This is a genomic window from Streptomyces sp. CGMCC 4.7035, assembly GCF_031583065.1.
In the GTDB taxonomy this organism is placed as follows: Bacteria; Actinomycetota; Actinomycetes; order Streptomycetales; family Streptomycetaceae; genus Streptomyces; species Streptomyces yaanensis.
On record NZ_CP134053.1, the window covers coordinates 3,039,974 to 3,065,810 of the forward strand.

General features: G+C 68.4%; 27 protein-coding genes and 3 pseudogenes. 13 read left to right on the forward strand and 17 right to left on the reverse strand.

Annotated features, from left to right (window positions below):
• From Q2K21_RS12830 to Q2K21_RS12865, 8 genes are read left to right on the forward strand one after another with little or no spacing between them, the layout of a single operon-like run.
• Positions 1-771 carry a GvpL/GvpF family gas vesicle protein gene (locus tag Q2K21_RS12830; protein WP_310770091.1) on the forward strand — a complete coding sequence of 257 codons (771 nt, stop codon included), beginning with the start codon at positions 1-3 and terminating at the stop codon, positions 769-771.
• A 3-nt stretch (positions 772-774) separates the two neighbouring features.
• Positions 775-1,056 (forward strand): gas vesicle protein GvpG, encoded by a 282-nt coding sequence (locus Q2K21_RS12835; RefSeq protein WP_310770093.1) that lies wholly within the window; start codon positions 775-777, stop codon positions 1,054-1,056.
• Positions 1,053-1,667, forward strand: a complete 615-nt coding sequence (locus tag Q2K21_RS12840) for a DNA primase (protein ID WP_310770095.1) — start codon at positions 1,053-1,055, stop codon at positions 1,665-1,667. The genes Q2K21_RS12835 and Q2K21_RS12840 overlap by 4 nt, the downstream gene beginning before the upstream one ends.
• A gap of 2 nt (positions 1,668-1,669) precedes the next feature.
• A complete protein-coding gene (locus Q2K21_RS12845) occupies positions 1,670-2,770 on the forward strand; it encodes an SRPBCC family protein (protein WP_310770097.1) in 1,101 nt (366 codons plus the stop codon).
• Positions 2,767-3,186 (forward strand): gas vesicle protein, encoded by a 420-nt coding sequence (locus Q2K21_RS12850; protein WP_310770099.1) that lies wholly within the window; start codon positions 2,767-2,769, stop codon positions 3,184-3,186. Before Q2K21_RS12845 ends, Q2K21_RS12850 begins: the two co-directional genes overlap by 4 nt.
• Positions 3,183-3,950 carry a GvpL/GvpF family gas vesicle protein gene (locus Q2K21_RS12855; RefSeq protein ID WP_310770101.1) on the forward strand — a complete coding sequence of 256 codons (768 nt, stop codon included), beginning with the start codon at positions 3,183-3,185 and terminating at the stop codon, positions 3,948-3,950. The genes Q2K21_RS12850 and Q2K21_RS12855 overlap by 4 nt, the downstream gene beginning before the upstream one ends.
• 13 nt (positions 3,951-3,963) lie before the next feature.
• Positions 3,964-4,158 (forward strand): gas vesicle protein, encoded by a 195-nt coding sequence (locus Q2K21_RS12860; protein ID WP_310770103.1) that lies wholly within the window; start codon positions 3,964-3,966, stop codon positions 4,156-4,158.
• Complete coding sequence (locus tag Q2K21_RS12865) at positions 4,155-4,454, forward strand: gas vesicle protein K (RefSeq protein WP_310770105.1); 300 nt, start codon at positions 4,155-4,157, stop codon at positions 4,452-4,454. The genes Q2K21_RS12860 and Q2K21_RS12865 overlap by 4 nt, the downstream gene beginning before the upstream one ends.
• Before the next feature lie 68 nt (positions 4,455-4,522).
• Here the strand turns inward: Q2K21_RS12865 and Q2K21_RS12870 are convergent, their stop codons facing one another.
• From Q2K21_RS12870 to Q2K21_RS12880, 3 genes are all read right to left on the reverse strand, one after another.
• On the reverse strand, positions 4,523-4,693 hold the full coding sequence (locus Q2K21_RS12870; RefSeq protein ID WP_310770107.1) for a hydrophobic protein: 171 nt from the start codon (positions 4,691-4,693) through the stop codon (positions 4,523-4,525).
• Positions 4,694-4,733: 40 nt separating this feature from the next.
• Complete coding sequence (locus Q2K21_RS12875) at positions 4,734-5,549, reverse strand: class I SAM-dependent methyltransferase (protein WP_310770109.1); 816 nt, start codon at positions 5,547-5,549, stop codon at positions 4,734-4,736.
• 98 nt (positions 5,550-5,647) lie between these two features.
• Positions 5,648-7,138, reverse strand: a complete 1,491-nt coding sequence (locus Q2K21_RS12880; protein WP_310770111.1) for a bifunctional phosphatase PAP2/diacylglycerol kinase family protein — start codon at positions 7,136-7,138, stop codon at positions 5,648-5,650.
• A gap of 224 nt (positions 7,139-7,362) precedes the next feature.
• On the opposite strand from Q2K21_RS12880, the gene Q2K21_RS12885 reads away from it, so the two are divergent.
• Positions 7,363-8,982 (forward strand): ABC-F family ATP-binding cassette domain-containing protein, encoded by a 1,620-nt coding sequence (locus Q2K21_RS12885; RefSeq protein WP_310770113.1) that lies wholly within the window; start codon positions 7,363-7,365, stop codon positions 8,980-8,982.
• Between the two features lie 104 nt (positions 8,983-9,086).
• Here Q2K21_RS12885 and Q2K21_RS12890 read toward each other — a convergent pair whose 3' ends face one another.
• On the reverse strand, positions 9,087-10,193 hold the full coding sequence (locus tag Q2K21_RS12890) for a baeRF2 domain-containing protein (protein WP_310770116.1): 1,107 nt from the start codon (positions 10,191-10,193) through the stop codon (positions 9,087-9,089).
• Between the two features lie 28 nt (positions 10,194-10,221).
• Here Q2K21_RS12890 and Q2K21_RS12895 point away from each other — a divergent pair.
• Positions 10,222-10,538: pseudogene (locus tag Q2K21_RS12895) on the forward strand (DUF6158 family protein).
• A gap of 135 nt (positions 10,539-10,673) precedes the next feature.
• Here the strand turns inward: Q2K21_RS12895 and Q2K21_RS12900 are convergent.
• The 12 genes and pseudogenes from Q2K21_RS12900 to Q2K21_RS12945 form a co-directional block, all read right to left on the reverse strand.
• Positions 10,674-11,219: a type 1 glutamine amidotransferase domain-containing protein gene (locus Q2K21_RS12900; protein WP_310770118.1), complete on the reverse strand. Its 546-nt coding sequence runs from the start codon at positions 11,217-11,219 to the stop codon at positions 10,674-10,676.
• Between the two features lie 38 nt (positions 11,220-11,257).
• Positions 11,258-11,914: a diguanylate cyclase gene (locus Q2K21_RS12905; protein ID WP_310770120.1), complete on the reverse strand. Its 657-nt coding sequence runs from the start codon at positions 11,912-11,914 to the stop codon at positions 11,258-11,260.
• A gap of 25 nt (positions 11,915-11,939) precedes the next feature.
• The gene (locus tag Q2K21_RS12910; protein ID WP_310770122.1) at positions 11,940-12,368 is read right to left on the reverse strand and encodes a CBS domain-containing protein; all 429 of its coding nucleotides are present in this window, start codon (positions 12,366-12,368) and stop codon (positions 11,940-11,942) included.
• Between the two features lie 97 nt (positions 12,369-12,465).
• Entirely contained in the window at positions 12,466-12,855 is a 390-nt protein-coding gene (locus Q2K21_RS12915) for a DUF2795 domain-containing protein (RefSeq protein WP_310770125.1), read from the reverse strand.
• 838 nt (positions 12,856-13,693) lie between these two features.
• Complete coding sequence (locus Q2K21_RS12920) at positions 13,694-14,290, reverse strand: hypothetical protein (protein ID WP_310770127.1); 597 nt, start codon at positions 14,288-14,290, stop codon at positions 13,694-13,696.
• A gap of 141 nt (positions 14,291-14,431) precedes the next feature.
• Positions 14,432-14,950, reverse strand: a pseudogene (locus Q2K21_RS35750) (TniQ family protein); the annotation flags it as partial.
• A gap of 2 nt (positions 14,951-14,952) precedes the next feature.
• On the reverse strand, positions 14,953-16,065 hold the full coding sequence (locus Q2K21_RS12925; RefSeq protein ID WP_310770129.1) for a TniB family NTP-binding protein: 1,113 nt from the start codon (positions 16,063-16,065) through the stop codon (positions 14,953-14,955).
• Positions 16,066-16,073: 8 nt separating this feature from the next.
• The gene (locus Q2K21_RS12930; protein ID WP_310770131.1) at positions 16,074-18,080 is read right to left on the reverse strand and encodes a Mu transposase C-terminal domain-containing protein; all 2,007 of its coding nucleotides are present in this window, start codon (positions 18,078-18,080) and stop codon (positions 16,074-16,076) included.
• 80 nt (positions 18,081-18,160) lie between these two features.
• Positions 18,161-18,928, reverse strand: a complete 768-nt coding sequence (locus tag Q2K21_RS12935) for a TnsA-like heteromeric transposase endonuclease subunit (RefSeq protein WP_310770133.1) — start codon at positions 18,926-18,928, stop codon at positions 18,161-18,163.
• Positions 18,925-19,905, reverse strand: a complete 981-nt coding sequence (locus Q2K21_RS12940) for a hypothetical protein (protein ID WP_310770135.1) — start codon at positions 19,903-19,905, stop codon at positions 18,925-18,927. Before Q2K21_RS12940 ends, Q2K21_RS12935 begins: the two co-directional genes overlap by 4 nt.
• 330 nt (positions 19,906-20,235) lie before the next feature.
• A pseudogene (locus Q2K21_RS35755) lies at positions 20,236-20,832 on the reverse strand (TniQ family protein); the annotation flags it as partial.
• 390 nt (positions 20,833-21,222) lie between these two features.
• Positions 21,223-21,849, reverse strand: coding sequence for a hypothetical protein (locus Q2K21_RS12945; protein ID WP_310770137.1), 627 nt, complete (start codon positions 21,847-21,849; stop codon positions 21,223-21,225).
• Between the two features lie 614 nt (positions 21,850-22,463).
• Between Q2K21_RS12945 and Q2K21_RS12950 the strand changes: the two genes are divergently transcribed.
• Positions 22,464-22,727 carry a helix-turn-helix transcriptional regulator gene (locus Q2K21_RS12950; protein WP_310770139.1) on the forward strand — a complete coding sequence of 88 codons (264 nt, stop codon included), beginning with the start codon at positions 22,464-22,466 and terminating at the stop codon, positions 22,725-22,727.
• 158 nt (positions 22,728-22,885) lie between these two features.
• Positions 22,886-23,767 carry a DUF6083 domain-containing protein gene (locus tag Q2K21_RS12955; protein WP_310770141.1) on the forward strand — a complete coding sequence of 294 codons (882 nt, stop codon included), beginning with the start codon at positions 22,886-22,888 and terminating at the stop codon, positions 23,765-23,767.
• A gap of 221 nt (positions 23,768-23,988) precedes the next feature.
• Here the strand turns inward: Q2K21_RS12955 and Q2K21_RS12960 are convergent, their stop codons facing one another.
• Entirely contained in the window at positions 23,989-24,309 is a 321-nt protein-coding gene (locus Q2K21_RS12960) for a hypothetical protein (protein WP_310770143.1), read from the reverse strand.
• Positions 24,310-24,319: 10 nt separating this feature from the next.
• On the opposite strand from Q2K21_RS12960, the gene Q2K21_RS12965 reads away from it, so the two are divergent.
• Positions 24,320-25,789: a UvrD-helicase domain-containing protein gene (locus Q2K21_RS12965; RefSeq protein ID WP_310770145.1), complete on the forward strand. Its 1,470-nt coding sequence runs from the start codon at positions 24,320-24,322 to the stop codon at positions 25,787-25,789.
• The last annotated feature ends 48 nt before the right edge of the window (positions 25,790-25,837 follow it).

A 25,837-nucleotide genomic window follows, 5' to 3' on the forward strand; every position in this document is an offset into this window, starting at 1 on the left:
GTGACCACATACGTCTACGGCATCGCCGCGGGCACGAACCCTTCGCTCCCCAAGGACATGGGCGGGGTCGGAGATCCGCCGAATCCGGTCAGGCTCCTGAAGGAAGGCGAATTGGTGGCGATCGTCAGCGACGCCCCCGAGGGACTGCGGCCCAAGCGCAGGGACCTGCTCGCCCACCAGAGCGTGCTGAGCGAGGCCGGCGCCGGCGGCTGTGTGCTGCCCATGAGGTTCGGCAGCCTGGCCCAGGACGACGACTCCGTCATCCAAGTGCTCGGCGAGCGCGCCGAGCACTATCTGGAGCGGCTGACGGCGCTGGAGGGCAGGGACGAGTACAACGTCAAGGCCAACCACGACCAGGAGTCGGTCCTGCACCTGGTGATGGCCGAGAACCCGGAGCTGCGCTCCCTGGCGGAGGCCAACCGGCAGGCCGGCGGCGGTAGCCACGAGGACAAATTGCGGCTCGGCGAGATGGTCGCGGCGGCCGTGCAGCGCCGCGAGGCGGTGGACGCCGAGGAGCTACAGGACCTTCTGGCGCCGGCCGCCGAGGCCATCAGCAGGGGCCCCGAGTCCACCGGCTGGCTGGCCAACATCTCCTACCTGGTGAACCGCGACTCCGCCGAGGAGTTCCTGGCCGCCGTGGAGGAGCTCCGCAGGAGCCACCCGCACCTTGAAGTGCGAATGAACGGTCCGCTGCCGCCGTACAGCTTCGTCGAGCCCGGCCCTGCCGAGCCCGCCGGAGCGACGACCGGGACGACCGCCGGCAAGGAGTGACCCATGGGACTGTTCACCGAGGTTCTGCTGCTGCCCCTCGCACCGGTGCGCGGCAGCCTCTGGGCGATCAGACAGGCACTGGCCGAGGCCGAGCGAGTGTACTACGACCCGGCGACCGTCCGGGCCGAACTTGCCCTCCTCGAACGCCGCCTCGGGGAGGGCGAGATCACTGAGGAGGAGTTCGACCGCGAGGAGGACGCCCTCCTGGACCGACTCGATATCGCTATGGGCCGTATATCGGGAACCGGCGACACATCGGGAACCGGCGACGGGACGACATCATGAACCGAGTGGCACTGGGCCTCGCCGTAGGGGCCGGGTACGTCCTCGGACGTACCAAGAAGATGAAGCTCGCCATGGCCGTGGGCACGCTGGCCGCGGGAAAGCGGATGCAGCTCAGCCCGCGGGCGCTCGCCGAGCTGGTCAACGAGCAGCTGGGGAAGAACCCGCAGCTCAAGGAGATCGGCCAGGAGCTGCGCCAGGAGTTGCGCGGCACCGGCAAGGCCGCCTCCGGCGCACTGGTCGAGCGGCAGATCGAGGGTCTCGCCGACCGGCTGCACGGCCGCACCAAGCAGATGCGTGAGCAGCTCTCCGGGGTCGGCCTCCGCGACGAGGAGGAAGAGGAAGCCGAAGAGGAAGAGGAAGAGGAGAACGGGGGCGCCGAGGACCAGGAGGGCCCGGCGCGCAAGAGGGCGGCGAAGAAGGCCCCCACCAGGAAGGCCGCGCAGAAGCCCCCCGCCGGGAAGGGATCGGCGAGGAAGGCGCCCGCCAAGCAGGGCACGGGCAGGAAGACCGCTGCCAAGAAGTCCGCGAAGGCACCTACGAGGAAGACCGCCGCCGACAAGGGCGGCGAACGCCGCGACACCCGCGGTTCGGCGGGTGAAGGGAGGCGGTGACGATGGCAGGCAGCGCCGGTTCCGCGACTGACGGGCTGAGGGGAGGGCTCTCCCAAGTCGCCCAGAGCGAGGCAGCCGAACACCTCAAGGCGGAGTTGCAGGGCTACCTCGGCGTCCAGGCCGAGCGGATGCTCGTCGGCCTGGGGCACAAGCTCGGCGAGACCACAGGCAAGCTCAATGACATCGCCGAGGGCAGGAGTCCCGGTTTCGCCAAGCTCGCCCTGGAGAGCGGACGCAAGCTCGTCGAGGGCAAGGGCCCGATGCGCTCCCTGCTGGAGGCAGGCCTCGGCAGCGCCAAGGACAGAGTCGGCGAGAGCCTGAAGAACCTCGTCGGCGGCAAGGGCAAGGGCAAGCGCAAGGGCAGAGGAGGCCAAAAGCCCACGGTCATCATCGAGTCCGTCGACGTCGGCGTGCCGGTGCGTACGGCCTACGACCAGTGGACCCAGTACGAGGAGTTCAGCACCTTCGCCAAGGGCGTCAAGAGCGCGCACCGCGACGACGACACCACCTCCAGCTGGCAGCTGAAGGTGTTCTGGTCCAACCGCAGCTGGAAGGGCCACACCGTCGAGCAGGTGCCCGACTACCGCATCCAGTGGACCTCGGAGGGCGCCAAGGGCACCACCAAGGGTGTGATCACCTTCCACGCGCTCAGCGAGGATCTCACGCGCGTGCTGCTGGTGATGGAGTACTACCCGAGTGGGCTCTTCGAGAAGACCGGCAACATCTGGCGTGCTCAGGGCCGCAGGGCTCGCCTCGACCTCAAGAACTTCGCCCGCTTCATCGCCCTCAAGGGCGAGGCGGAGGACGGCTGGCGTGGCGAGATCCGCGACGGCGAGGTCGTCCAGAGCCACGAGGATGCGATCGCCGAGGAGGAGCGCGAGGAGGAAGAAGGGGCCGCGGAGGAAGAGGAGCCTGAAGAGGAAGAGGAAGAAGAGGAAGAGGGGGAGGAACCCGAAGGCGAAGAGGAAGAGGGGGAAGAGGAAGAAGAAGAGGAGGAGCCCGAGGAGGAGTACGAGAACGAGGAAGAACCCGAGGGCGAGCACGAGGAGGAAGAGGCCGAGGAGCGTGAGTCCGAGCCGTCGGCCTCCGGGAGCCGACGATGACGAGTCCCAGCAGGTTTCCGGAACCCTACGGGGCACCCAGCAGCGGAGCCAATCTCGCCGACATCCTTGAAAGGGTGCTCGACAAGGGCATCGTGATCGCTGGTGACATCCGGATCAATCTGCTCGACATCGAGCTCCTCACCGTCAAGCTGCGGCTGATCGTCGCCTCCGTCGACAAGGCGAAGGAGATGGGCATCGACTGGTGGGAGGACGATCCCGCCCTCTCCACTCGTGCCCGACGCGACGAACTCACCCGTGAGAACACCGCGTTGCGCGCCCGTCTGGAGCGGCTGGAGGCCGCCCGTGGCGTGGAGGAGCTCGAGGTCACTCGTACCCGTGAGAACGAGGGCACTCGTACCCGGAAGAGCGAGGGCACTCGTACCGGGAAGAGGGTGTCGAAGAAGGAGTCACCGTGACCGCGCTGCGGTACGTCTACGCGGTCTGCCGCCCGCTCCGCGCGCCTCTCCAGGCCGAGCTGACCGGGGTGGCGGGCGCTCCCGCACGGCAGCTGGAGCACCACGGCCTCATCGCCGTTCTCAGCCAGGTCCCCGAGGAGGACTTCGCCGAGGAGCCGCTGAAGGCACATCTGGAGGACCTGGACTGGCTCACGGTCACGGCGCGCGCCCATCAGAACGTCATCGACGCCCTCACCGGAGTCACCACCGCGCTGCCACTGCGGCTGGGCACCGTGTTCCGGGACGACAGCGGCGTCCGCGTGATGATCGAGGAACGCGAGGAGGAATTCCGGCGCGCCCTCGACCGGCTCGACGGACGCGTCGAATGGGGTGTCAAGGTCTACCTCGACGAGAGCGAAACGGTTGCGGCGGAGAGCGACCGCCCCGCCGCGAAGGCCACCTCCGGACGGGACTACCTTCGCCAACGTCGTACGCGCACCATGGCACACGAGGAAATGTGGCAGAAAGCCGAGGAATTCGCGCGCCGGCTGCATGGCACGCTCTCGGCGAACGCCGAGGACTCCCGACTGCACGCTCCGCAGAATGCCGCGCTTTCCGGGTCCTCCGGACGCAACGTGCTCAATGCGGCCTACTTGGTGACACGGGAGCATTCCGAGGAATTCGTGGAACTGGTGGGCCGCACCGAAAACGACACCCCGGGAATCCGGGTCGAACTCACCGGTCCCTGGGCGGCCTACTCGTTCACCGGACTGATGCCGCAGTGAGGGAGGGAGAAGCGTGACCGTCGTCGAACGCCGGGAGATCGCGCTGGTCGACCTGCTCGACCGGCTGCTCGCGGGCGGTGTCGTCATCAAGGGTGACATCACCTTGCGCATCGCGGACGTCGACCTCGTGCGCATCGACCTGAACGCTCTGATCAGTTCGGTCAACGCCCAGGTCCCCTCGCCCTGGCCGGAGGCCTCACGATCATGACCGACAGGACACCCGGCAGGCGTCGCAACCGGCTGGACCTGGAGCCCGACACCGTCGAACGCGACCTGGTCAAGCTGGTGCTGACCGTCGTCGAACTCCTCCGCCAGCTGATGGAACGGCAGGCCGTGCGTCGCTTCGACACGGGCGAACTCACGGAGGAGCAGGAGGAACGCATCGGACTCACGCTGATGCTTCTGGAGGACCGCATGGCCGAACTGCGTGAGCGTTACGGTCTGCGGCCCGAGGACCTCAACCTGGACCTCGGGCCGCTCGGACCGTTGCTTCCGCGTGACTGACAGCGTGACTGACGGCGTGACTGACGGGGTGCCGTGTGCCGTGACCACTCACCAGCGATGGTGGCCACTCACCAGCGATACCACCGGCCCCGTCCCCCGGCCGCCGTGGTGCCGTGCATCAGGAAGCCGAGTAGCCAGACCACGAGGACCGCAAGGGCGATCCACCACAGCAGTTTCACCGCGAATCCGGCGCCAAAGAGAATCAGGACCAGCAGAAGCACTAGCAGAAGCGGAACCATAATGAACCTCCTGCATTCCGGGTATCCCGAATAGCGCGGATCAGACATCCTTTCGGCAGAGAATTTCTCCGTGCAGCACGGAGAACCAGCCGTCCTCCTGCCGCCCCCATTCCCGCCAGGCCTCGGCCACGGCTCGCAACTGCCCGGTGGTCGCGTGACCGCCCTCGGTGGCGCGGTCCGCGTAGGCCGAGGCGAGCGTGCGGTCCGCCCACAGCCCGCCCCACCAGGCCCGCTCCTCGGCGTCGGAGAAGGTCCAGGTGCCGGAGGTGGCCGTGATGTCCCTGAGGCCGGCGCGCAGCGCCCATGACTTCAGGCGTCGACCCGCGTCCGGCTCACCGCCGTTGGCCCGGGCGACCCGCCGGTAGAGGTCCAGCCACTCGTCCATGCCCTCGGACGGCGGGTACCAGGTCATCGCGGCGTAGTCCGCGTCGCGGACGGCGATGAAACCGCCCGGCTTGGTGACCCGGCGCATTTCACGCAGCGCCTGCACCGGGTCGCCCACGTGCTGAAGCACCTGGTGGGCGTGGACCACGCAGAACGTGTCGTCCGGATACTCCAGCGCGTGCACGTCCGCGACCGCGAAGTCGACGTTGACCAGCCCGCGGGCGGCCGCCGCGGCCCGGGCCCGGTCCAGGATCTCCGGCGCCCGGTCGACACCGGTCACATGACCGTCGGGGACCAGTGCCGCCAGGTCCGCGGTGATGGTGCCGGGGCCGCAGCCGATGTCCAGGATCTTCATGTGCGGCTTGAGCGAGTCGAGGAGGTACGCCGCCGAGTTGGCGGCGGTGCGCCAGGTGTGCGAGCGCAGCACGGACTCGTGGTGACCGTGCGTGTAGACGGCCGTCTCCTTCGACATGACCTTCCTCTTCCCGTCGTACGGATCCCGAGGGCGTCGCCTCGGGCGATACGCATCACCGTACGCGCTCATGCCGAATAATGAGACCCTACGTCTTGCTATGTGGACAGCGGGCGATAGACGGTCAGCGCCTGGGGCAGCTTGTCCAGGGTCACTTCGCCCTGGACGTCGGTGACTTCGCCGTCGTACGCGAGGGGGGTGCCGGGTGCCACGCAGTCCAGGCGCAGGCGTCGTACGGCGACCGCCGCGTGCGCGGGGGAACGCGTCAGCGGACCCGCCACGGCGGCCGCGAGCAGGCGGACGGCGGGGCGGCGGCCCCCGTGCACGACCCGGACGTCGAGCCGGCCGTCGGCCAGGTCGTAGCGGCGGCCGGGGGCGAGGCCCATGTGGTGGTAGGTGCCGTTGCCGGCGAAGAGCAGCCACAACGGGCGGGTCGTGCCACCCAGTTCGACGCTCAGGGGGTGACGGTCGGCGCGCAGGACGCGCAGGGCGGCCAGGACACCGGCCGGCCAGCCGCCGATCCGGTGCGACCAGCGCTCCCGCTCGCGCACCAGCTCCGGGTACACGCCAAGACTGCAGGTGTTGAGAAAGCAGCCATGGGTCGCGCCCGAGGAGAACCGCCCCACGTCCACGCGGACCGCCTCGCCCCGCTGGAGCGCGCCGACCGTGTCCTGGGCGTCCTCGACGCCGAGGTCGAGCGCGAAGTGGTTGAGGGTGCCGCCCGGCAGCACGGCGAGCGGGAGGTCGTTCCGCAGGGCGACGCCGGCGGCCGCGTTCACCGTGCCGTCGCCGCCGCACACGCCGAGAACGCGGGCGCGGGCGGCGGCCCTCTGCAACTCGGCGGGCACCTCGGACGGCTCGCACTCCACGGTCTCGGCACCGGGCAGGGCGTCCTGGAGGTCGCGTACGCGGTCCGAGGTCGCGGCGCCCTTGTTCACGACGACGACGAGTCCCGTTCCGTCGGGCAGCGCCGGTGCGTCCTGCTGCGGGCGGCCGGGCGTCGGCAGCGCGTCGCGGGTCGGAACCAGGCCGCGTACGGCGAAGGCGGCGCCCGCGCCCAGGGCCGCGCCCGCCAGGACGTCGCTCGGGAAGTGGACGCCCGTGTAGACGCGGGAGACGGCGACGGCGGCGGCGAGCGGCGCGACCGCCGCACCCCACCCGCGCGATTCCAGGGCGACGCCCGCCGCGAAGGCGGCGGCCGAAGCGGAGTGGCCCGACGGGAACGACGTGGTGATGGGCTGGCGCTTGAGCCGGCGGACGGCCGGGACCGGGTCCAGGACGGGGCGAGGGCGGCGGACGGAGCGCTTGCCGAGGGTATTGATGGTGGCGGAGGCGAGCGCCAGTGAGGCGACGCCGCGGACGGCCGCCCGCCGGGCGCGGGGGCTCTTGGTGGCGGCGAGGGACGCCGCGGCGGCGAACCAGAGGACGCCGTGGTTGGCGGCACGACTGAGGAGGGGCAGGAGGGGATCGCCGCCGGGCCACCGACGGGCGGCGACGGCCTCGAACAGGCGGCAGTCGGCGGCGAGGAGCCGCTCGCGCAGCGGGTGCGGGCCGGGCGGAGGCGTGGTGAGGTCGACGTCTGGGCTCATGGGTGGACGGGTACCCCGCGGGACGGGTTTCAGATTTTCGGCCTGTCCGGTGTTCGAGGACGAGACCGTTGAGGCCGAAGCGGGGCTGGGGGCGCGGCTCCCAGGGACGGGACGGTAGGGACGGAGCGGCGAAAACCCGTTTGTCCGGCCACGACGGGACCGTAGGGGAGGAGGGGCGAAAACCCGTTTGCCCGGCCCCGGCGCGTGCACCCACAATGCGCCCCATGGGACACCTGGAAGCCGCGCACCTCGAGTACTACCTCCCCGACGGGAGGGCGTTGCTCGGCGACGTGTCCTTCCGGGTCGGTGAAGGAGCCGTCGTCGCGCTCGTCGGGCCCAACGGGGCCGGGAAGACCACTTTGCTGCGGATCATCTCCGGCGAGCTCAAGCCGCACGGCGGGACCGTCACCACCAGCGGCGGGCTCGGCGTCATGCGCCAGTTCGTGGGGTCCGTACGGGACGAGACGACCGTACGCGACCTCCTCGTCTCCGTCGCCCCGCCCCGCATCCGTGAGGCCGCCCGCGCCGTCGACGCCGCCGAGCACGCCGTGATGACCGTCGACGACGAGGCCGCCCAGCTCCGGTACGCGCAGGCCCTCGCCGACTGGGCCGAGGTCCGCGGCTACGAGGCCGAGACCCTGTGGGACATCTGCACCACGGCCGCGCTCGGCATCCCGTACGAGAAGGCCCAGTGGCGTCAGGTGCGCACCCTCTCCGGCGGCGAGCAGAAGCGGCTCGTCCTGGAGGCGCTGCTGCGCGGCACCGACGAGGTCCTGCTCCTGGACGAGCCCGACAACTACCTCGACGTACCCGGGAAGCGGTGGCTGGAGGAGCGGCTCGCGGAGACCCGCAAGACCGTGCTGTTCGTCTCCCACGACCGGGAGCTGCTCGCCCGCGCCGCCGAGAAGATCGTCAGCGTCGAGCCGGGACCGGCCGGCGCGGACGCCTGGGTGCACGGCGGGGGCTTCGCCACGTACCACGAGGCCCGGCGCGAGCGCTTCGCCCGCTTCGAGGAGCTGCGCAAGCGCTGGGACGAGAAGCACGCGCAGCTGAAGAAGCTGGTACTGACCCTGCGCCAGGCCGCGTCCGTCAGCCATGAGATGGCCTCCCGCTACCAGGCCGCGCAGACCCGCCTGCGCAAGTTCGAGGAGGCCGGCCCGCCGCCGGAGCCGCCGCGCGAGCAGGACATCAGGATGCGGCTCAAGGGCGGCCGCACCGGCGTCCGGGCCATCACCTGCGCGGGACTTGAGCTCACCGGCCTGATGAAGCCCTTCGACCTGGAGGTCTTCTACGGCGAGCGGGTCGCCGTCCTCGGCTCCAACGGCTCCGGCAAGTCGCACTTCCTGCGGCTGCTCGCCGGCGACGACGTGACGCACACGGGGGCGTGGAAGCTCGGGGCGCGCGTCGTGCCCGGGCACTTCGCCCAGACCCACGCACACCCCGAACTGGAGGGCCGTACGCTCCTCGACATCCTGTGGAAGGAGCACTCCCAGGACCGGGGCGCGGCCATGTCACGCCTGCGCCGCTACGAGCTGACCGCCCAGGCCGAACAGAATTTCGAGCGACTGTCGGGCGGACAGCAGGCCCGCTTCCAGATCCTCCTGCTGGAGCTGGAGGGAGCCACGGCTCTGCTGCTCGACGAGCCGACCGACAACCTGGACCTGGAGTCCGCGGAAGCACTCCAGAAGGGCCTGGAGGCGTTCGACGGCACGGTCCTGTCCGTCACCCACGATCGCTGGTTCGCCCGCTCCTTCGACCGCTACCTGGTCTTCGGCAGCGACGGCCGGGTCCGCGAGACCCCGGAGCCGGTGTGGGACGAGCGGAGGGTGGAGCGGGCCCGCTAGGCCCTGTCGTCACCGGGCAGGCGGGGCTCGACGAACAGCGTCGAGGGATTCGCCGCAGACGCCGAGAGGGAGCCCGCCCGGGGCTCCCTCTCGACGTCTGCGCGCTACGTCCAGCGCAGCAACGCCCCCACCCCGCCCACCGGGACCTCCTGCGCCGTCGCGACCGTCACCGACACGGCCTCCGCCCCCGTCTCCACCGCGGAGCGCAGCAGTGCGTCGTCCGCGCGGGCCGACCGGATGTGCCGCTCCCCCAGCGCCATGAGGTCGGTGCGGCGGACCGCGACCTGGTCCGGGTCCTCGCCGATCCACACCTCACGGCGGGTGTCCGGGCCATCCGGACGGATCAAGAGTTCGTCGATACGGTGTTCGCGTGCCGCCTCGACGACCGCGGGCACGCCCTCGACCGCGCCGGTACGCCCCTCCTCGTCCGGTGCGCGGGCGGCCAGGAAGCGCTCCAGCTCCTCCACGGCCCGCCGGTGCGCATGCTCGGCCCGGATCCGCTCCACGTCCTCGTCCAGCAGCCGGCTGCCCATGTCGTGCGGCGCCTCGGCCACCCGGTCGTGGAGCCGCTGCGGGAGCCGCTCGCGTACGGCGTACCGCCGGCCCTCCTCACCGACGAGCACGACCAGGTCGGCGCCCGTCTCCTCCTGGCAGACAGCGAGCGCGTCCGCGATCTCGGCCGCGTTGTGCTCCCAGATGTTCTCCACCCGCAGCTGGAAGTGGCGCACCGACCAGTCCCCGGTGCTCGTACGGTGCGGCGGCCACTGCTTCCCGGGCGCCGCCCCGGCGTCCCCGCTGCCCAGTGCCCCACGCAGCTCGAACGCGGCGCCCTTGCGGTCGATGTACGCCACCACGCACACCGGGTCCTCACTGGCCAGCTCCAGCAGCGGCGCCGTGTGCGGGAGGGGCGACCAGTGGGCCGATGAGCCGGGCGGGGCGGCGGCGAGCGGCGGGTCCAGGACGACCGCGCCCGCACGGGCGAACAGTGCCCTGCCGAGCGGCTCGGGGGAGTGGGCCAGCTCCTCGACCGCGGTCCGCACGGCCCGGCAGGTCGGCTCGTCCGCGCCCTGTCCGGCGAGCTCCTGGGACAGGGCCTGAGCAGTGAGGGAGCGCTCGCGGGACGTGGTCTGCGTGTGCCGGGAGGTGTCGACGTACACGGAGGCCCAGGGGCCCGGATGTTCGTACAGTGGATGGAGAAAGGCGAGATCCATGGCTCCCTCCCGGATGCCGCTCGGGGTGATGCGGGGTATTGCTTCTCCGGGCGGGTACCCGGACCGCACCGAGGAACACGACGAGCGGGGACCACCATGACCGGAGTCGAGCCGGGTCGGCTGACCGACCAGCAGCTCATGAAGGAGCTGGAGACGATCCACCGCACGCGCCACGACACGCTGCTCCACGGTTCGAACGACGCGCTGCGCGCCCACAACGACCGTATGGCGCAGCTGGAGGGCGAGTACCTGCGCCGCCATCCGCGCCGCCTGATAGTGGCGAGCCGGACGCGTGACGGGGCCCGGGACCGGGACCCGGCCGTGACGGAGCCCGAGAGGGGCTGATGTCAGGACCGGCCCCCGTCCGTCCGCACAGGGGAAACCCCCGGGCGGGCTGAATTTTTCAGCTCGTCCGGGGGTTCCCTGCTCGAAGAGCTTGGGGGAGTTCGAGGACGGGGCCGTCAAGGTCGAAGGGGTGTTCTACCTGTTGTGCCCGGCCCCGGAGAACTCCGTCAGGATCGCCTCGTCGAATGCCTTGAGGTCGTCCGGCCTACGGCTCGTGATCAGCAGGTTCTGCCCCCGGTCGATCCGCACCTGCTCGTCCACCCACGTGCCGCCCGCGTTGCGGATGTCCGTGCGCAGACTCGGCCACGACGTCAGGGTCCGGCCCCGCACGACGTCCGCCTCGACCAGCGTCCACGGCGCGTGGCAGATCGCGGCGACCGGACGCCCCTGGGTGAAGAAGGCACGGACGAACTCCACGGCCCGCTCGTCCATCCTCAGGAAGTCCGGATTGGCCACCCCGCCCGGCAGCACGAGACCGTCGAAGGACTCGGCCTGCACCTGGCTGACGATCGCGTCCACCGGGAAGGTGTCCGCCTTGTCCAGGTGGTGGAACGCCCGGATGTGCCCCGGCTTCGTCGAGACCAGGACCGGCTCGTGCCCGTTGTCGGCCAACGCCTTCCAGGGATCGGTGAGTTCGACCTGCTCGACGCCCTCGGGCGCGGTCAGGAACGCGATACGCATGATGCTCACAGTCCTTTCTCCGCCTGCTCGGCAAGCCACTAGGCCGCCTCGTCGGCCGCCCCCTCCGCCCCCTCCGGTACATCCCGCGCCCGAAGCCGTCCGGCGCGGACGCAGCGCAGCAACTCCTCGCCGTACGGCAGGAGTACGCAGGTGCCGATCGCCACCGCGATACCCGCGAGATAGCCGCGCGGCAGCGGCCGCCGACGCGGGACCAGGCGCCAGGCACGCTGATCGCCCCGCCCACCGCGCAGCAGCGACCGCACCTGGTCGGCGTGCAGGCACGCGAGGGAAGCGAGCCCGGCGAACGGCAGTGACTCCAGGAAGCTGTGGATGTGCTGCTCCAACGGCGTCACCTCGCGGTCGCTGCGGACGGCGGTGCGCACATCCCACAGAGCCGTCGCCTCATGCACCTCGGTACCGACCAACTGCACGCACAACAACAGGGGGTTGACCTCATAGCGCAGGGTCAGTGCGAGCGGCACGCCCACCTCGGTCATCATCAGCGCGTGGATCAGCGACTCCCTCGCACCGGCCGTGTCCTCGATCCGGGTCCGCCGGTGCATCACCCAGTCGGCGAGGCCCGGCACGAACCAGGACGGCAGCAGCCCGTACATGAGGTAACGGGTGGTCACCTCGCCGACGTTCACGGTGGCGCCGTACGAGCCGATCCGTGCGGCCCGGTCGCGGCGGCTCATGCCGTCCCCCGTCCCACGGCCGCACTCACACCGACCCGCCGCCCGGCGCGGCCCGGCTGATCTCCGCGAGCGCCGACGTGGGGTCCTGGGCGACCGCCAGATCGCCCAGGCTGACCATGCCCACCGGCCGCCCGTCCTCCACGACCGGCAGCCGGCGCACGGCGTGGCCGCGCATCAGGTCGACCGCCCTGGACACGGTGTCGTCCGGGCCGACCACCACCGGGTCGGGAGTGCACACCGCCTGGGCGCTCACGGTCAGCGGGTCGGCGCCGTCCGCGACGGCCCGCAGCGCGATGTCACGGTCCGTGAGCACGCCGACGACCTGCCCGTCGCCGGTCACGAGGACGTCCCCGACGTCCCGCGCGCGCATCAGCTGCGCCGCCTCGACGAGCGAGGCGTCCGGCCGGACCGCCACGACGCCGGGCGTCATGACCTCCCTGACGAAATCAGCCATGGCCTGTGGTCCTTTCCTGCGTCTCCCCCGGCTGTGAGGGGGTGCTGCGTCAGCGGACGACGCCCGCAGTACCCCCGAGTCGGGCGCCCTATGCGTTTCACGCGCTTCCTTCCGCCCGTACGACGGCCTCGGCGAGCTCCTGGGCATTGGCGTAGCGCGCCGAGCGCGGTAGCCGCCTCAGCGGTTCGACGAGCGTGTCCGGGGCATGCCGGCTGCGCAGGTCGTCGATGAGTTCGGCCGCCCGCGCCGGGAACGCCGTGCGGCCCAGAATCCGTCCCAGCTCATAGCGCACGGACGCCACGGAGCCCGCGCTCCACGGAGTCGGGAGCACCGGACCGGCCCACAGCGCCGGATCGTCGTCGGCGGTCGGCTCGGGGTCGTGCCACTCCTCGGTCCTCGTCGGATGACCGGACCGCAGCAGCTCCTGTAGTTCGTGCTTCATCTCGTCGTCGCGGTGGACGCTCAGGCGGTCGCTGCCTCGTTGCATGACTCCCTCCACATCTTCGGGAACCCTCGCGTACCCGGTGGGCGCCGATCGACACGGACGCCCGCCAGGTGGTCAGTGCCTACTTGCATGCGGCTATGTGCAGGTACTTGTCGGACGAAAGGAAAAAGTTCAGTCCCCGTGGCCCTGACCTGGGCACTGAACTCTTCTCTGCATGGAAGGAAGTAGCGACCCTCGCGCGGAACAGTTCAGTGCGCAGACCATGATTGCACCGGGTCGCCCGCAGCACCAGCGGCTCTCGAGTCAGGCTGGGGTTGAGTGCCCTTCTCGTCCAGCCATTCCAGCCCCCACAGCGTCAATTCCCTGGCGGCGGATTCCGGAACGCGTTCGTGGAACTTCCGCCGGGCTTCGGTCACCGAGGCCGCGCTCTGTCCCTCCCAGCCTCCGGCGTAGACAGGGGAGTCGTGGGCTGGGCTGCCGGTGAGGGCTTCCCAGATCCACGCTGCGGCGTGGCGCTGTCGCTGGCGAGTAACGCCCATCCGTACTGGACGGAAGATCGAAAACAGGCTGTCATAAGGGACCTCGAGAAGTTCGGATAGCGCTCTCCGGCGAGCGGCGTAGTCAATGGCTCCTCGTTTCCGCAATAGATCGGCCAAAGTGCGAATTCCGTTCCAGAAAGCCTGAGAGTCAGGGATTCTCTGGGTAGTTTTTCCCCAATTTCCCTTGCGGCGCTGTGGGGCGTCTAGCGAGCCTTCGGCTTGGGCCCAAGTCTCTGCCCCGGCCAGGCGAGCGAGCGCGAGGGAGCAGAAGTGCCTGCCGATGACAGGTGTGGTTCCGGGGAGGTGAATGGCCATGACGTTGCGGTAGTCATCCGCGTCTATCAGATTCGGAATATGTCGGAACTCCCGGGCGACGGATGATTCATGGTAACCGCGCCAGCGATTCGGTAATGGTGGGGAACGATCGCCGTCATCATGCGATGCAGTCCCGCCGGGTGCTGGATGCCGCGCAGCGGGTTGCGGCCGCTGTGCCTGGTTTGCCGTTCTGCGGCCAACCTGCGCGCCCAAGGAGCAAGACGGTGTGCGCCAGCACCCCAGTCGGAGGCGTTCAGGATGGGTTCCGTGAGTGCGAGAGCGGCGGCAGCTTCGGACGCGGTGCCCGGCATCGCGCCGGGCCCACCAGGTACCGCGCGAGGGCTCAGTGCGCGCTGTGTGCGGACGGCGGCGAGTGCGTCCGCGGCGAACCCGGGAAGTTCCGCGAGTTCGTCATCGTGGACGACCAGTCGCGCAGCTGCCGTCAGGTAGCGCAGAGCATCGAACCATTCGGCGCCGGAGACAGGCTCGCCTGCCAGCCGGGCCGTACCGCCGTCGGCAATGGCGAGCGCGCGTACTTGCAGATCAACCAACGCATGTGGGACCGAGAGGGTGGGGATGTCTGTGATCCGCTGGCGGCATACTTCCGGCTGGCTCGCTGCCACCGGGTTCGGCGAGCGCTTTCCGCATTCCTGCGGGTCCCGTGCGTAATGGGTCCCTGTAGGTAGACCTGTAGGCTTCTTGTTCCCGCCTCCGCGCCGCAATCTGACGCCGCAGGCAGGGCATATGTCGACGAGAAGGCAGCGATGGACGGGACATACGGCTGCGATACCCAGGCGCCACCACACCGGCCATACCCCACTACCTGAAAGGCAATGTGGGCAGGCCCGGCTATCGTAGGCCAGGAACCACTCGTGGCGAGTCAGACGAGGCAGGGTTGTTACATCGTTTAGGTCAAGACGTGAAAAATTGAGGGCAGTTCCGTCATATCGAGCGAGTTGCATCTGCCGCAGTGTTTGAGGGGTCAGCCCGGTCGTCAGCTGCAGGCCAGCCAGGCTGGCCGGTGTGAGGGTGACGCCGAAGAACAGCGGTCGCCTCATTTTTCCTGCCGAGTTGAATTCAAGTCCCAGTGCCCGGGCTGCGATACCCGGCGGCACGCCCAATTTAATCGCAGTGCGATCCACCCAGGAGTGGAATGCTTCGCCTTCCACAGGGGCGGGCACAACGGGAAGGCGGCGGAGCCGCGTCGCGTGAGCTGACAGCTGGGGGTGGACGACGTCCCACCGTCGAGCAGTGGTAGGTTCCGCCAAGTGCTCGTTGCCCATGTCTAACTTGCCGCCACCTTCGATCCTACTGCGGCTTTCTGGCGGCGCTGCTGTACGACTTTCCGGTACGTGGCCTGGGCGTATTCGCTAATCTCGATGCGGTCCATGAGCTTGCGTGTGATCGCTTCCTCCCCGCTCATGACTGCTTCGATTGCGGATTCACGGAACAGATCGGTAAGGGCGCAGATGCTGCCATCGGTACGATCGTAGAAGTAGGAACAGAGCTTCACGAGTTGGCCGGGCCTGTGCCTGTACAGCACGAGAGTGTCTTCCAGTGCTTTGACGGTCTCCGCCCATTCGAGCTTTTCCTGAGCAGTTTTGCATCCGAACTTGCGGACCGGGTAGCGAGTGTTTCGTCCTGAGGTTTGGGTGGCCCGCGAGGCAGCCTGGCCTTCGAGGAACAGTCCGGATTTCTCAAGGTCGACGCCGGTGTAGACGAACGTTGCCGCGGTTTCGTTGGCGATGTACTTCAAGTGATCGTTGACCACTCGGCCCTCTTTTGCGGACATGTCCAAGAAGTGCACATCATCAATGATCACGAGCTCCGTGCCGACGTCCGACAGGACGGAGAGCACGTGGTTGGTGATGTCGGTCTGCGTATCCCGGCCGCGTTGCACCATGCCGAGGTAGTCGGCCAACAGTACCGAGAGGTCCTTGGGCGTGGCCCTGGCCGGAATGCTGAGGTAGACGACGGGTGTGTAGTCGATGACCATCCCGTTGGATTCATAGCCGTCCTGAAACCTCTCCGGGTACTTGCGGCGCAGCCGCCTCTCATAACGGGCGGCAAACAACTTGACGAGGGTGGACTTGCCGACAGTGGGAGGGCCGTCGAAGACAAGGCCGGCTCTGGCCCCCGCAGCCCGCCGGGCGTTGGCCTTCATCCTGCGTCCCATCAGGTAGTGCAGACGCTTGACCTGGGAAGTGTCGATGATCGCGAGCGCACTGTGATAGTTGTCGCGATCCTCGTTGAGGTCGTCCTTGTCGTCGTCCGACAGCTTCAAGTACTCCTCGTACGGCGGCATGACGGGCTGCTCGGGCGCGCGACTATCGCGGTAGCGCCGCCATTCCTCCTTGTTGCGGGGTTCGGCTAGGCCGGGGTGTCGGAAGGTGCTCATACGGGCTCCTAGATCGCGTCGGGGTCCCAGACCTCTGCGGCCCTGACCTTGCTCAAGTCGAGGTCGCCCCATTCGCCGGGCTCTGTTTCCTCGTCCGCAGCGTCGGGCACGGCGGTCAGCGGAGGGTGGCTGTTGACGGGGGCGTCGTCACGCTGCATGTCGCGGCTCTGTGCCGCACCTCGGTGTTCGTCCCGCGTGTGACGCTTGCGGTCGGCAGCGGTCCAGGTCTCTGGTGCGTCTGTGCGGTTCTGTAGGTCGGTCAGAGCCTGAGCTACCGCTTCTTGGTCCTCGGGTGCGCGGCCGCGCAGGGTGATGAGCCGTTTCGCCTCCCGCAGCGTGATGTCGGTGAACGGCTGGTGCTCTCCGAGCGCATGGGTCCAGCGCAGTACGTGCCAGCGGCCATCGGAGGGATCGAGGAAGTAGGCGTGCAACAGGTTCCGCGGGTCGTAGCGGATGGGCCACAGTTCGCCGGGGTAGGGAGCCTTGGCCTTCCGGTAGCGGTACAGGATGTCGGCGTTGTACGTCAGGTGGTTCAGCTCAACCCCGTAGGGGTGGATTACGCGCTTGGCAATCGGCAGCAGCTCGAAGTACACGTTGGCTTCGCGGGGGCAGTCCACGTAGCCAGCCGAGCCGAGCGCCATGGCGTACGCCTCGTTCGGGGAGACGCGCAGGTCTGGGAAGCCATGCAGGGTGAGCCCGCGATGATGTCTGCGCTGGTAGACGGCGATGACGTACTCCGCGAAGAACTCGGTGAGTTCGTCGATGGTCCACCGGGCCTGCTCTTCGGCAGTGCGGCCGCGGTGCGCGACGTTGAAGCCCTTGTAGCCGGCGACGTGTTCGGCGAATTGCTCGCGGATGGTCTTGAAGAGTCTTTCCACGTGCGGCTTGTCGGTGGGTTTGAGCTTGCGCGCGTCCTGAAGGTCGATCTTCCAGCGGGTGCAGGCGCGCCAGACAACGTCGGACTTGTAGGGCTTGCCGTGGTCGTAGAGCAGCGTCTCGGGGTAGATGACCGGCCGAGCGGCGGCCTCGGCCAGGCGCTCGTCCACGGTCAGCAGCCGCTCGTATGGGACGCGGAGCATCTGGTAGCGCAGGGCATCAGACCAGCCGGGGCGCATCATTTCCGGGGTCATGACGTCGGCCAGCAACAGGCCGATGTCGATGGCCTTGGTCCCCTCGGGCGTGAGCCGCCAAGCCAGGAGGGAACGGGTGGCCACGTCGAGAGCGACAGTGAGTTCCACGCGGATCGTGCTCGTGGTACCGGGGTCGAAGGCGAGGACGTCGAGCGGGGTGGTGTCGAGCATGACCACCTCGCCGGGGCGGGTGGCGATGACGTTGCCGAAGGGCCGGTCGGGCTGGTTCGCGGCCGAGGACCGCTGGTAGGCCGGGGCAGAGGGGCTGATGTCCAGCAAGTGGGCCACCGCGCGTCGGAAGATGTCCCGGCTCGGCAGCGGAACGGCACCGGCGCCGTGGTCGGCATCGAGACGGTTCTGAGTACGCCGGTAGAAGCGGTAGCCGATGGTCGCGGAGCTGTCAGCGCGTTCGGCGGCCGCCTGATCACGAATGGCCTGGACCACACGTGGATCGAGGTTCCTCAAGGGGTTTGACACGCGGGCCTTGCGCTTGTCCACGAGCCCCCACAGACCGTTCTCCGCGCGCCGCGCCCACAGCTTCCACATCCACCGTTCCGTCACGCCCAGCTCCTGTGCCTTGGCCTGAACACGGACGACTTGGGGGAGCGCAGGATCGTATTGCGGGCGAGGCTCGCCCGCGGCCGCGCTGAGCGGGTCGCCGGAGCTGTAGCCCGTCATGGCCTCGAGTAGATGGGCCTCTAGTTTCAGCGCAGAGTCCTTCACAGCTTTGTCCAGGCTTGCCAGGACGCCGGCTGGATCGGGGTGGGCATCGGGTTCCATCAGTGCCGTGGGCGGCGGTTCGACCGCCGCACGGAAGCTGCTGTCGGCGAGCAGGACCGACAGCATGATGGTCTGCGTGCGGCCGTTCTCCGAGCGCAGGCGCACGGTTGCACCGTCGAGCCCCGCGACCTGGTGCCGTTCCTCCTCGAACTCGATCCAGTCGGTGACGGCGAGCCGATGGCTGCTCATGCGGCACTCCGTGGGTCTGCGGCTCGCACATGGGTGTGATCGCGCAGAGGACGGGTCTCGTCGAAGGCAAGCTGGTGGTGCCACATGAGGTGGTAAGTCACGGATCGCGCGAGTTCGGGGACAGGCTGGAAGCTCACCAAGTCACCAATGGGCACGGATCTTTGGGCGAGCATCAGCAGGCGATCGACGAGAGCCTTCCCAGCTAGCAGGGGCCGGCGGTAGCCGGCGAGCCAGGAAACGTTGGCCCAGCGCAGCGCATCGGGTTCGCCCACCATGGTGTAGTCCCAGCCGATCCGCTGGCATAGCTCGGCCGTCCGACGGGCCTGGCAGATAACGGCGGGCACTGTCATACGCCCGTCTTCCTTGACGTCCAGCAGCAGCACCGAGCCGTCGCGCCGACGAGCGAAAAGATCTGGGGTGTGTCGCCAGGCGCCGTCGGAATCGTGGCTGTCAATGGTGAACGGCTGGGCGCTGAATGAAACCACCTCAGGGTCGAAGTCGAGCAGCTTCATCCACTTCGATTCCAGGTACGACTCGTAGTCGATCATCCGGTCGGTCGTAGCGGACCAGTAGTGGCCGGGGGTGTGGTGCTGTCCTGCGTGAGAAGGGATCTCGCGGGCGGGGAGTGCGTTCTCAAAGGCGACTGCGGCAGCCAGGGAGGCAGGGATGATGCGTTCCGTCCCGCAGGGCTCGTAGTACTGGAGGAAAGTTCGGTCGCGAGCGGCGCGCACCGGTCGAAGCGTGCGTGTTCGCGGTGGGCTCATGAGATCCCTTTCCCGGAAAGGTGGGCAGTCCCCCAGTCAGCGAGGGAAGTTGCGGCCGGCGTAGGCAGACGGGTCTGGAAGCGCCACCAACCCACGCGTATCGATTGCGCCGTGGCATTGCCCCACTCCTGCCTGTAGGCGGGCGCCTCGTGCGGATCACCATTGGTGAAGCGCTGCCAGATCCACGCCGCAGCGTGGCGCCGTCGCTGAGGAGTGACGGACATCCCAAGAGGACGGAAGACGGGCGTGAGAGCGCCGTCGGGGAGCTCACACAGGTCTGCAAGAGCAGCTCTGCGGGCGGCATAATCGACCGGCCCGCGTTCCTGAAGACGCTCCCCTACGAGCGTCACCGACTCCCAGAACGCGTCCGCGTCGGAGATTCGCCGGACAACCTTGGTGGCGGCACGTATGGCCTTGCCGCTGTCCATGCCTAATACCTCAGCGGCGCGCGGCCAACTGGACGCGCCCGCCAGGCGAGCGAGCGCCAGAGCGGTGAACCGCCTTCCCCACAAGGGACTGGTTCCGGGCAGATACGCGGCAACCAGCTCGCTGTAGTCCGCAGCATCAGCGAGATGCGGAACGTGGCAGGGGCTGATCCCCACTGGTCTGACGGCTGCGAGGGCGCCGACAACACGTGAGGAACGAGGAGCAACGGCAGCCATCATTTCGTTGATGACAGCCGGGCGGCGCATCTTGCGAAGCCGGTCTCCGACACCGGCGGCCCGTTGCAGGTCCGCCAGGCGCCGGGCCCAAGGAGCCAGTACTCGTGCACCGCTCTCGAAGTTCGGGGCGTCAAGGACCGCGGAGGCAAGCGCCAAATAGGCCATGGCATGGGCGGCCGTTGGAGGCATGGCTCCGAGGTGGCTCGCGCTACCGCTGCGTATGGCCTGGCGCCGCCGACGGTCTTCTGCCACCGCTTCGGCCATGAAGCCCGGGCACACGGAGACGTCGGTCTCATCAGCGGCGAGACGGGCCATTGCCGTCAGCAGTCGAAGAGAAGCAAACCATTCGCTCGGGGAGACTGACGTACCTGCCACGGACCCTTCGGCTCCGTCTGCGATGGCGAGTGCCTGCCGCTGGAGAGCAGCTAAGGAGTCGTTCACGGCTACTGTCGGCATGTCCTTGTACTGCTGCGGGCACAGTCCGCCGCGGCGGCCACCACGGGCTGACGGCCCACCAGGCGGACGATTGCCGCATTCACCGGGACCAGGCAGCGGAGGCCTCGAGAGCAGGCCACGTTGGTTGCTGTGGTTGCCGCGCCTGAGTGGGATGCCGCACGTGGGGCAGACGTCGATCAGCAGGCAACGGTGGACGGGGCATACCGCCGCGATCCCAAGACGCCACCACAGAGGCCATTCCGGTCTCTCTGCGAGGCAGTACGGGCAGGCCCGACTTGACGTCGTCAACATCCATTCACGAAGAGCGACAAGCCGCATCGACGTCCGGTCGCTCGGCTCCAGGCCCGCGAGGTCGAGTGCGGTTCCGTCGTACCGGGCGAGCTGCATGTCCTGAAGTGTTCGCACTGGCAACCCTGTCGCATCGCGCAAGCCGCTGAGGCTCTTAGGGGTGAGAATGACTCCGAAAAACACGGGCCGGGTGATTGCCGCGCCTTCGGCACACTCCAACCCCAGTGCGTGGGCAGCCCGGCCGGGAGAAACGCTCAGCGTGCCCGCAACACGATCTACCCAGGAGGAGAAAGCCTCGCCGCTAACCGGCTTCGGGACGACAGGAAGCCGGCGGGCACGGGGTACGACAACAGGACTTTGCGCAGGTACTTGTGTGATCGTGCGTCTCGCAAGCACGTGCGCTGCCGCCAATGCCGCCCCTCCCACTTGCGCGTCCGTCTCAGGCTCTTTCGGCGTCCTCTCCTGACGAACGCGTGAACGTCGGCCCCAGTAGGTCACTTGACGTTATTCATTCCCCGATGTTCACGGCGAGAACGCGTCTGAGGTGTTGGCCTCGCACGCGGTGGCCGTCGCTCTTGAGGGAGATCATTCGGTGTGGCGGACGAGGCGGTCAACCAACGCGGTCCGAGACGCGGCTTGTCAGTGGGCGCTGAGAGAATCAGATCATGTCGAGTGACGTATTTGGGTTCCATGTACCTCGTGTGTGCAGAGTCTCTACCGGACCGTGCTTGCAGAGGGGCAGTGCCAAGATCTGGTCCGATTCCTCAACAAGGAACTGTTGCTCACGCAGTGGCCCGTACTGAGAAGGATGGGTAGCCGACACCTTCGCCAGGTTTGGGAGGAGGCGTTCCCCGTGCTCGCGCAGCCAGCTGTGATCGCTGAGCGAGATCAACCGACTTGAGCTGGTCGGCGGTCAGCTGGGCCAGGGTGGTTGGGGGTGTCTTCGTTGGAGGAATGTGGATGGAGCCCTTTCGGGCCGAGCTTCCACGACAGCTCTCCTGCATCCCGTGCTGCTTGCCAGGTCGCGAGAACCCCTGCGATCACCAACTGCTCCAGTAGCGAGGGAAGAGCGGCCGCAGGCACCCCGCACTCACGCGCTACATGGTCCGTCTCCGCGACTCCGTGATCACTTCCGAGGGCGGTGCGGACGATGAAGGACAGGGCGGCAAGTCGTAGGAGCGGGCTGGAGGTACGAGCAGGGTGGGTGCCGCGCAATGCCCAGTCGGCGGCGCGCAGCCGGTCAGGCCGAGCCGGATGCTGAGTGAGCAGACCCGCGTCGAGCATCTGGACGGCAATTGCGTGGTCGGGTGGGAGTGGACGAAGCAGCCCCGCTTCGATGAGCTCACGCCACGAATCCGTGGCAGGTTCGAGGCGAAGGCTGCGCACCACGCCGTGGGGCAGCCGGACTTGAGCCGAGTTGTTCATGCGTAGTGCGCACTGAAGGGCGAGCATGCGGGCGCCAGCTCCTGTCTTTTCGGGCAGCACCGCGGCGAGATAGTTGAGGATCTCGCGCACTCGGGTCTGGCTGTCTGGTCCTCTCGTGCGTCGTCTGCGTCGAGCGCGCGTCTGCCCGGAAGGTGTGGCTGCGGCCAGGGTTGTTTCGGGGACGACGGCGGCCTGGGATGTGGCCGCCGCGCACGCGGTGCAGGTGTCGGAGAGGCGCCAGCGGCGTCCTCCTCGTTCTCGGACGAGGAGGAGTCGGATCGGGCCGTTGCACCCGCGGTGGCGGGGGTGCTGTCGACAACCCCGTTCGTGGCACTGGCAGGTCCGCAGGTGCGCGGGGAGAAGATCTTGACGTGCGTGCGCGGCCAGGTGGGCCAAGAGCTCGGTTCGAGCGGCGGTGCCGACGAGCGGTCGCCCGCTGTGCGTGCACTGCTGGCATACGAGTACGGGTCCGCCGGGCTGCGGGCGCAGTTCGACCGTCCAGGTGCGCCGGACTCCCGGGCGTACGGAGCAGTGCCTCATGGCGCGAGTCTTCCTCCCGTCGTTCATTGCGCCGGCCCTCTGCCGGACTGGAGTCGGGCGCACACGCTAGTGCAGACCTCTGCCCTTCGCCCCAACGTTGACGGGCGGAAATAGGGCAGAGGTCTGCACTGACAGGGCAGGTGTCTGCACCTTCCGATGGTTGGGTGACGATCTTCCCGCCTGACCCGGATTTCGAGGCTCTGCGTCTGGAGCTGGCCCGGCTGCGTGCGGTGCGGGGATGGACCTACGACGAGCTTGCCGCCCGCAGTGGCCTGGCCAGAAGGACCCTCATTGAGATCGAGCAGGGTCGCACGATCGGCACCCTCAAGTCATGGCACGCCCTCGCCCACGCCCTGGGCACCCCGCTCGATCAACTCTTCGGCGCCCTCTGCCGCGGGCATGAACCCCCGCAGTCGATGAACGGCTGACGAGCTGTCCGGGCGTGTCGAGTAATCAGCCGATCGAGCAGATCGATGCGAACACCTGAGCGCTAGGTCGAACGCGCGTTGTCCTAGATGGGGCTGATCGGTGGACGTCTACGGCCCGGACGTCGCTCTACAGCGTGTGGGCTGGCACCTTCGCGCCCATGCACCCCTCACCCGTACCCTGCCGCTGGGACAGCAGGCCGGTCCCGGCCCACGTGCGACGCTCGCTGTGCGTCGATCCCGACAGTCCCAGCAGACTTCTGCGCTGTGCCCAGCACGACCGCTGCCGTGAATGCGGCAATCCAGTCGAGTGGTATCAGCGAGCCCGGGACCGTCCCGTCCGCCTGCATCCCCAGGAGTTGCCGGCGGCGGCGGTACCCACCGACCATCGCTGGCACGTCAGTTCCGGCCTTGCGTGTCCCTCCGGAGACGGCAGCGCCTGGTGCCGACTGACCCACGCCAGCGTCTGCCCGGCCCGTGACGCCGGTGCCGCCGCGGTGCCCGAGCTGGCGAGACTCCGTCGGACGTTGGCCGTGAACACGCGTCGCCTGGCGGACGCCGGAAGTTTCACCGCAGCGGTACCGGCGGGCCCTGCGGGCCGGCAGCCGGAGGACCCTTGCCGGCCCGCCAGACCCGCCGTCCAGATCCTGTACGTCCGCTACCTCGCCGCACGCCCTCTGGACGAGATCCAGTGCGTGGCCCAGACCCGACGACGTGACCGATGCACCTTCAGGATGCTCGCTTCCGGCGGCCCGGCAGGTGTCTGGAGACTCGTTCCCGCAACCGCCACTCAGGGGCAACTGGCTCTGCCTGCCGAGGTGATGGCCGTGTACGACCTGAGTTCCCTGCCATACGGCGAACAACTCCGCTGGCGAACGCAACGCTGCCCCCAGCACGCAGCCACCCCAACAGCCGCGGACTTGGCGCTGACGGACTGGGAACCCTTCGACCCGCTCGTCCACCAAGCGTACGTACACCGGCGTCTTCCCACCCACAGCCGTCGGCCACATCCTGGCAGCGGGACGCAGAAGGCGGTCCGGTGATGAGAAGACCGCACGCGGTAGAAATCATCCTGACCCGGCCGGTCACCGGAGCAGAACTGCACGGAGCCTGCCGCAGGGTGCCACTGGCGGCCAACACGGACCGCACCCGCCTCATGGCCGTGCACCGAGCCAAGTCTCCGGGACGCGCGCGGCGGTCCCTGCGCCGCGAACTCGATCGGCTCTTGCCCATCGGCGTCTTGACGACCCACTACCCCGACGCGTCAGGCCATGTCCTTCTCAATATCGCGTTCACCCGCGCCATGCGCTCCGCGATCAGCCATGCCGCGACAGCTCGGGGTCAGAAGCCCGCAGACTTCCTCTCCCGGACCATCGTCAATGCAGTTGAACGGGACGAGCGGGCTCGCACCCGGCACCTGACCGCGCAGCTCCAGGACCTCCTCGTCCAACACACCCCTGAAGCTGTACTCGCCTGTGCGGCACGCGTCCTGCTGGACCACCAGAGTCCACGGTCGGGATCCTCGCGCGACGCGGACGACCAGTGCCGAAGCGCCGCGCACGAGCCACTGACCCTTCTGCACCACGGAGCCCCTGTTGCACACGCCGACCGATGAACAGGCCCACGCCGTCGACACTTTCCGGGACGGTCACCACATGGTGCTGCAGGCCGGTGCCGGCACCGGTAAGACCAGCACACTGGGTCTGCTGGCCGCGAGTACTCGACGCCGAGGCCGCTATCTCGCTTTCAATAAGGACATTGCGGATGATGCCGCCGCCCGGTTCCCGCGCTCCGTGCAGTGCAGGACCGCACATGCTACGGCCTTCGCGGCCCTTGGCCACCGGTTCGCTCGCCGGCTCAGCAGCCCGCGCCATTCGGCCTGGCGGGTCGGGCACGCCCTCGGTGTCGGAGCCCCCTTGCGCATCGGTGATCACGAGATCAGCCACCGGACCCTCTCCCACACCGTCCTGCGTACGGTCACTCGCTTCTGCCAGTCCGCGGACAACACCCCGGCTCCCCACCACGTGCCGACACTGCGAAGGCTGAGTACACCGAGCGAGCGGGACCAACTTGCGGAAGCTGTCCTGCCGTTCGTCGGAAAGGCGTGGAAGGATCTACAGAACCCCGACGACGGAGTGGTCCGCTTCGAGCACGACCACTACCTGAAGATGTGGGCCCTGACCGAGCCGAGGATCGAGGCCGATTTCCTTCTCCTCGACGAAGCCCAGGACACCAACCCTGTTCTGGAGCAGGTCTTCGCCGCACAACGCGGACACGCCCAGCTGGTCATGGTCGGTGACTCCGCCCAAGCCATCTACGGGTGGCGAGGCGCCCGGGATGTAATGACGGGCTTCGACGCCACTCACCTCACCTTGACCCGCTCCTTCCGCTTCGGCCCGCTCCTGGCCGAACAGGCCAACAGATGGCTCGCGCTCACCGACGCGCCGATCAGGCTGACCGGCACCGACACCATTCCAACGAAGGTTGGCTTGGTCATCTGTCCGGACGCGGTGCTGTGCCGCACCAACATCGGCGTCATGACCGAAGTCATGAGGCAGTTGGAAAGCGGCCGTCGGGTGGCTCTGGCCCGGGGTGGGCAGACACTTCTTGCGCTGGCGCGCGCCGCCCGGGATCTCAAGGAGGGCCAGCGCACATCCCACCCCGAACTGGTTCTCTTCGCTTCATGGGGGGAGCTGCAGGAGTACGCGGAATACGATCCCGCCGGCCGCGATCTCCAGCCGTTCGTGGAGCTCGTCGACACCCACGGGCCCGAAGCCATTATTGCTGCTGTCGACGCGCTGACCGGTGAAGACAAAGCCGAGGTCACGATCTCCACCGCTCACAAGGCAAAAGGCCGGGAGTGGCTCAAGGTCAGGATCGCTGACGATTTTCCCCCGCCGCCGGACAGCGACCAATTGGACGACAGCGGCCACCCGATCCCGGAACCTGTGAGCGACACTGACGCCCGTCTCGCCTACGTCGCCGTCACTCGCGCCCGGACCCAACTGGACCTCGGAGGGCTTGCATGGATCGAGAACCAACCAGCCCCTGTCGACGGCGCCTGACGCGTATTGCAGGCCTGTCGAAAACCAGGCTGTGCCGCCTCGCCGCGA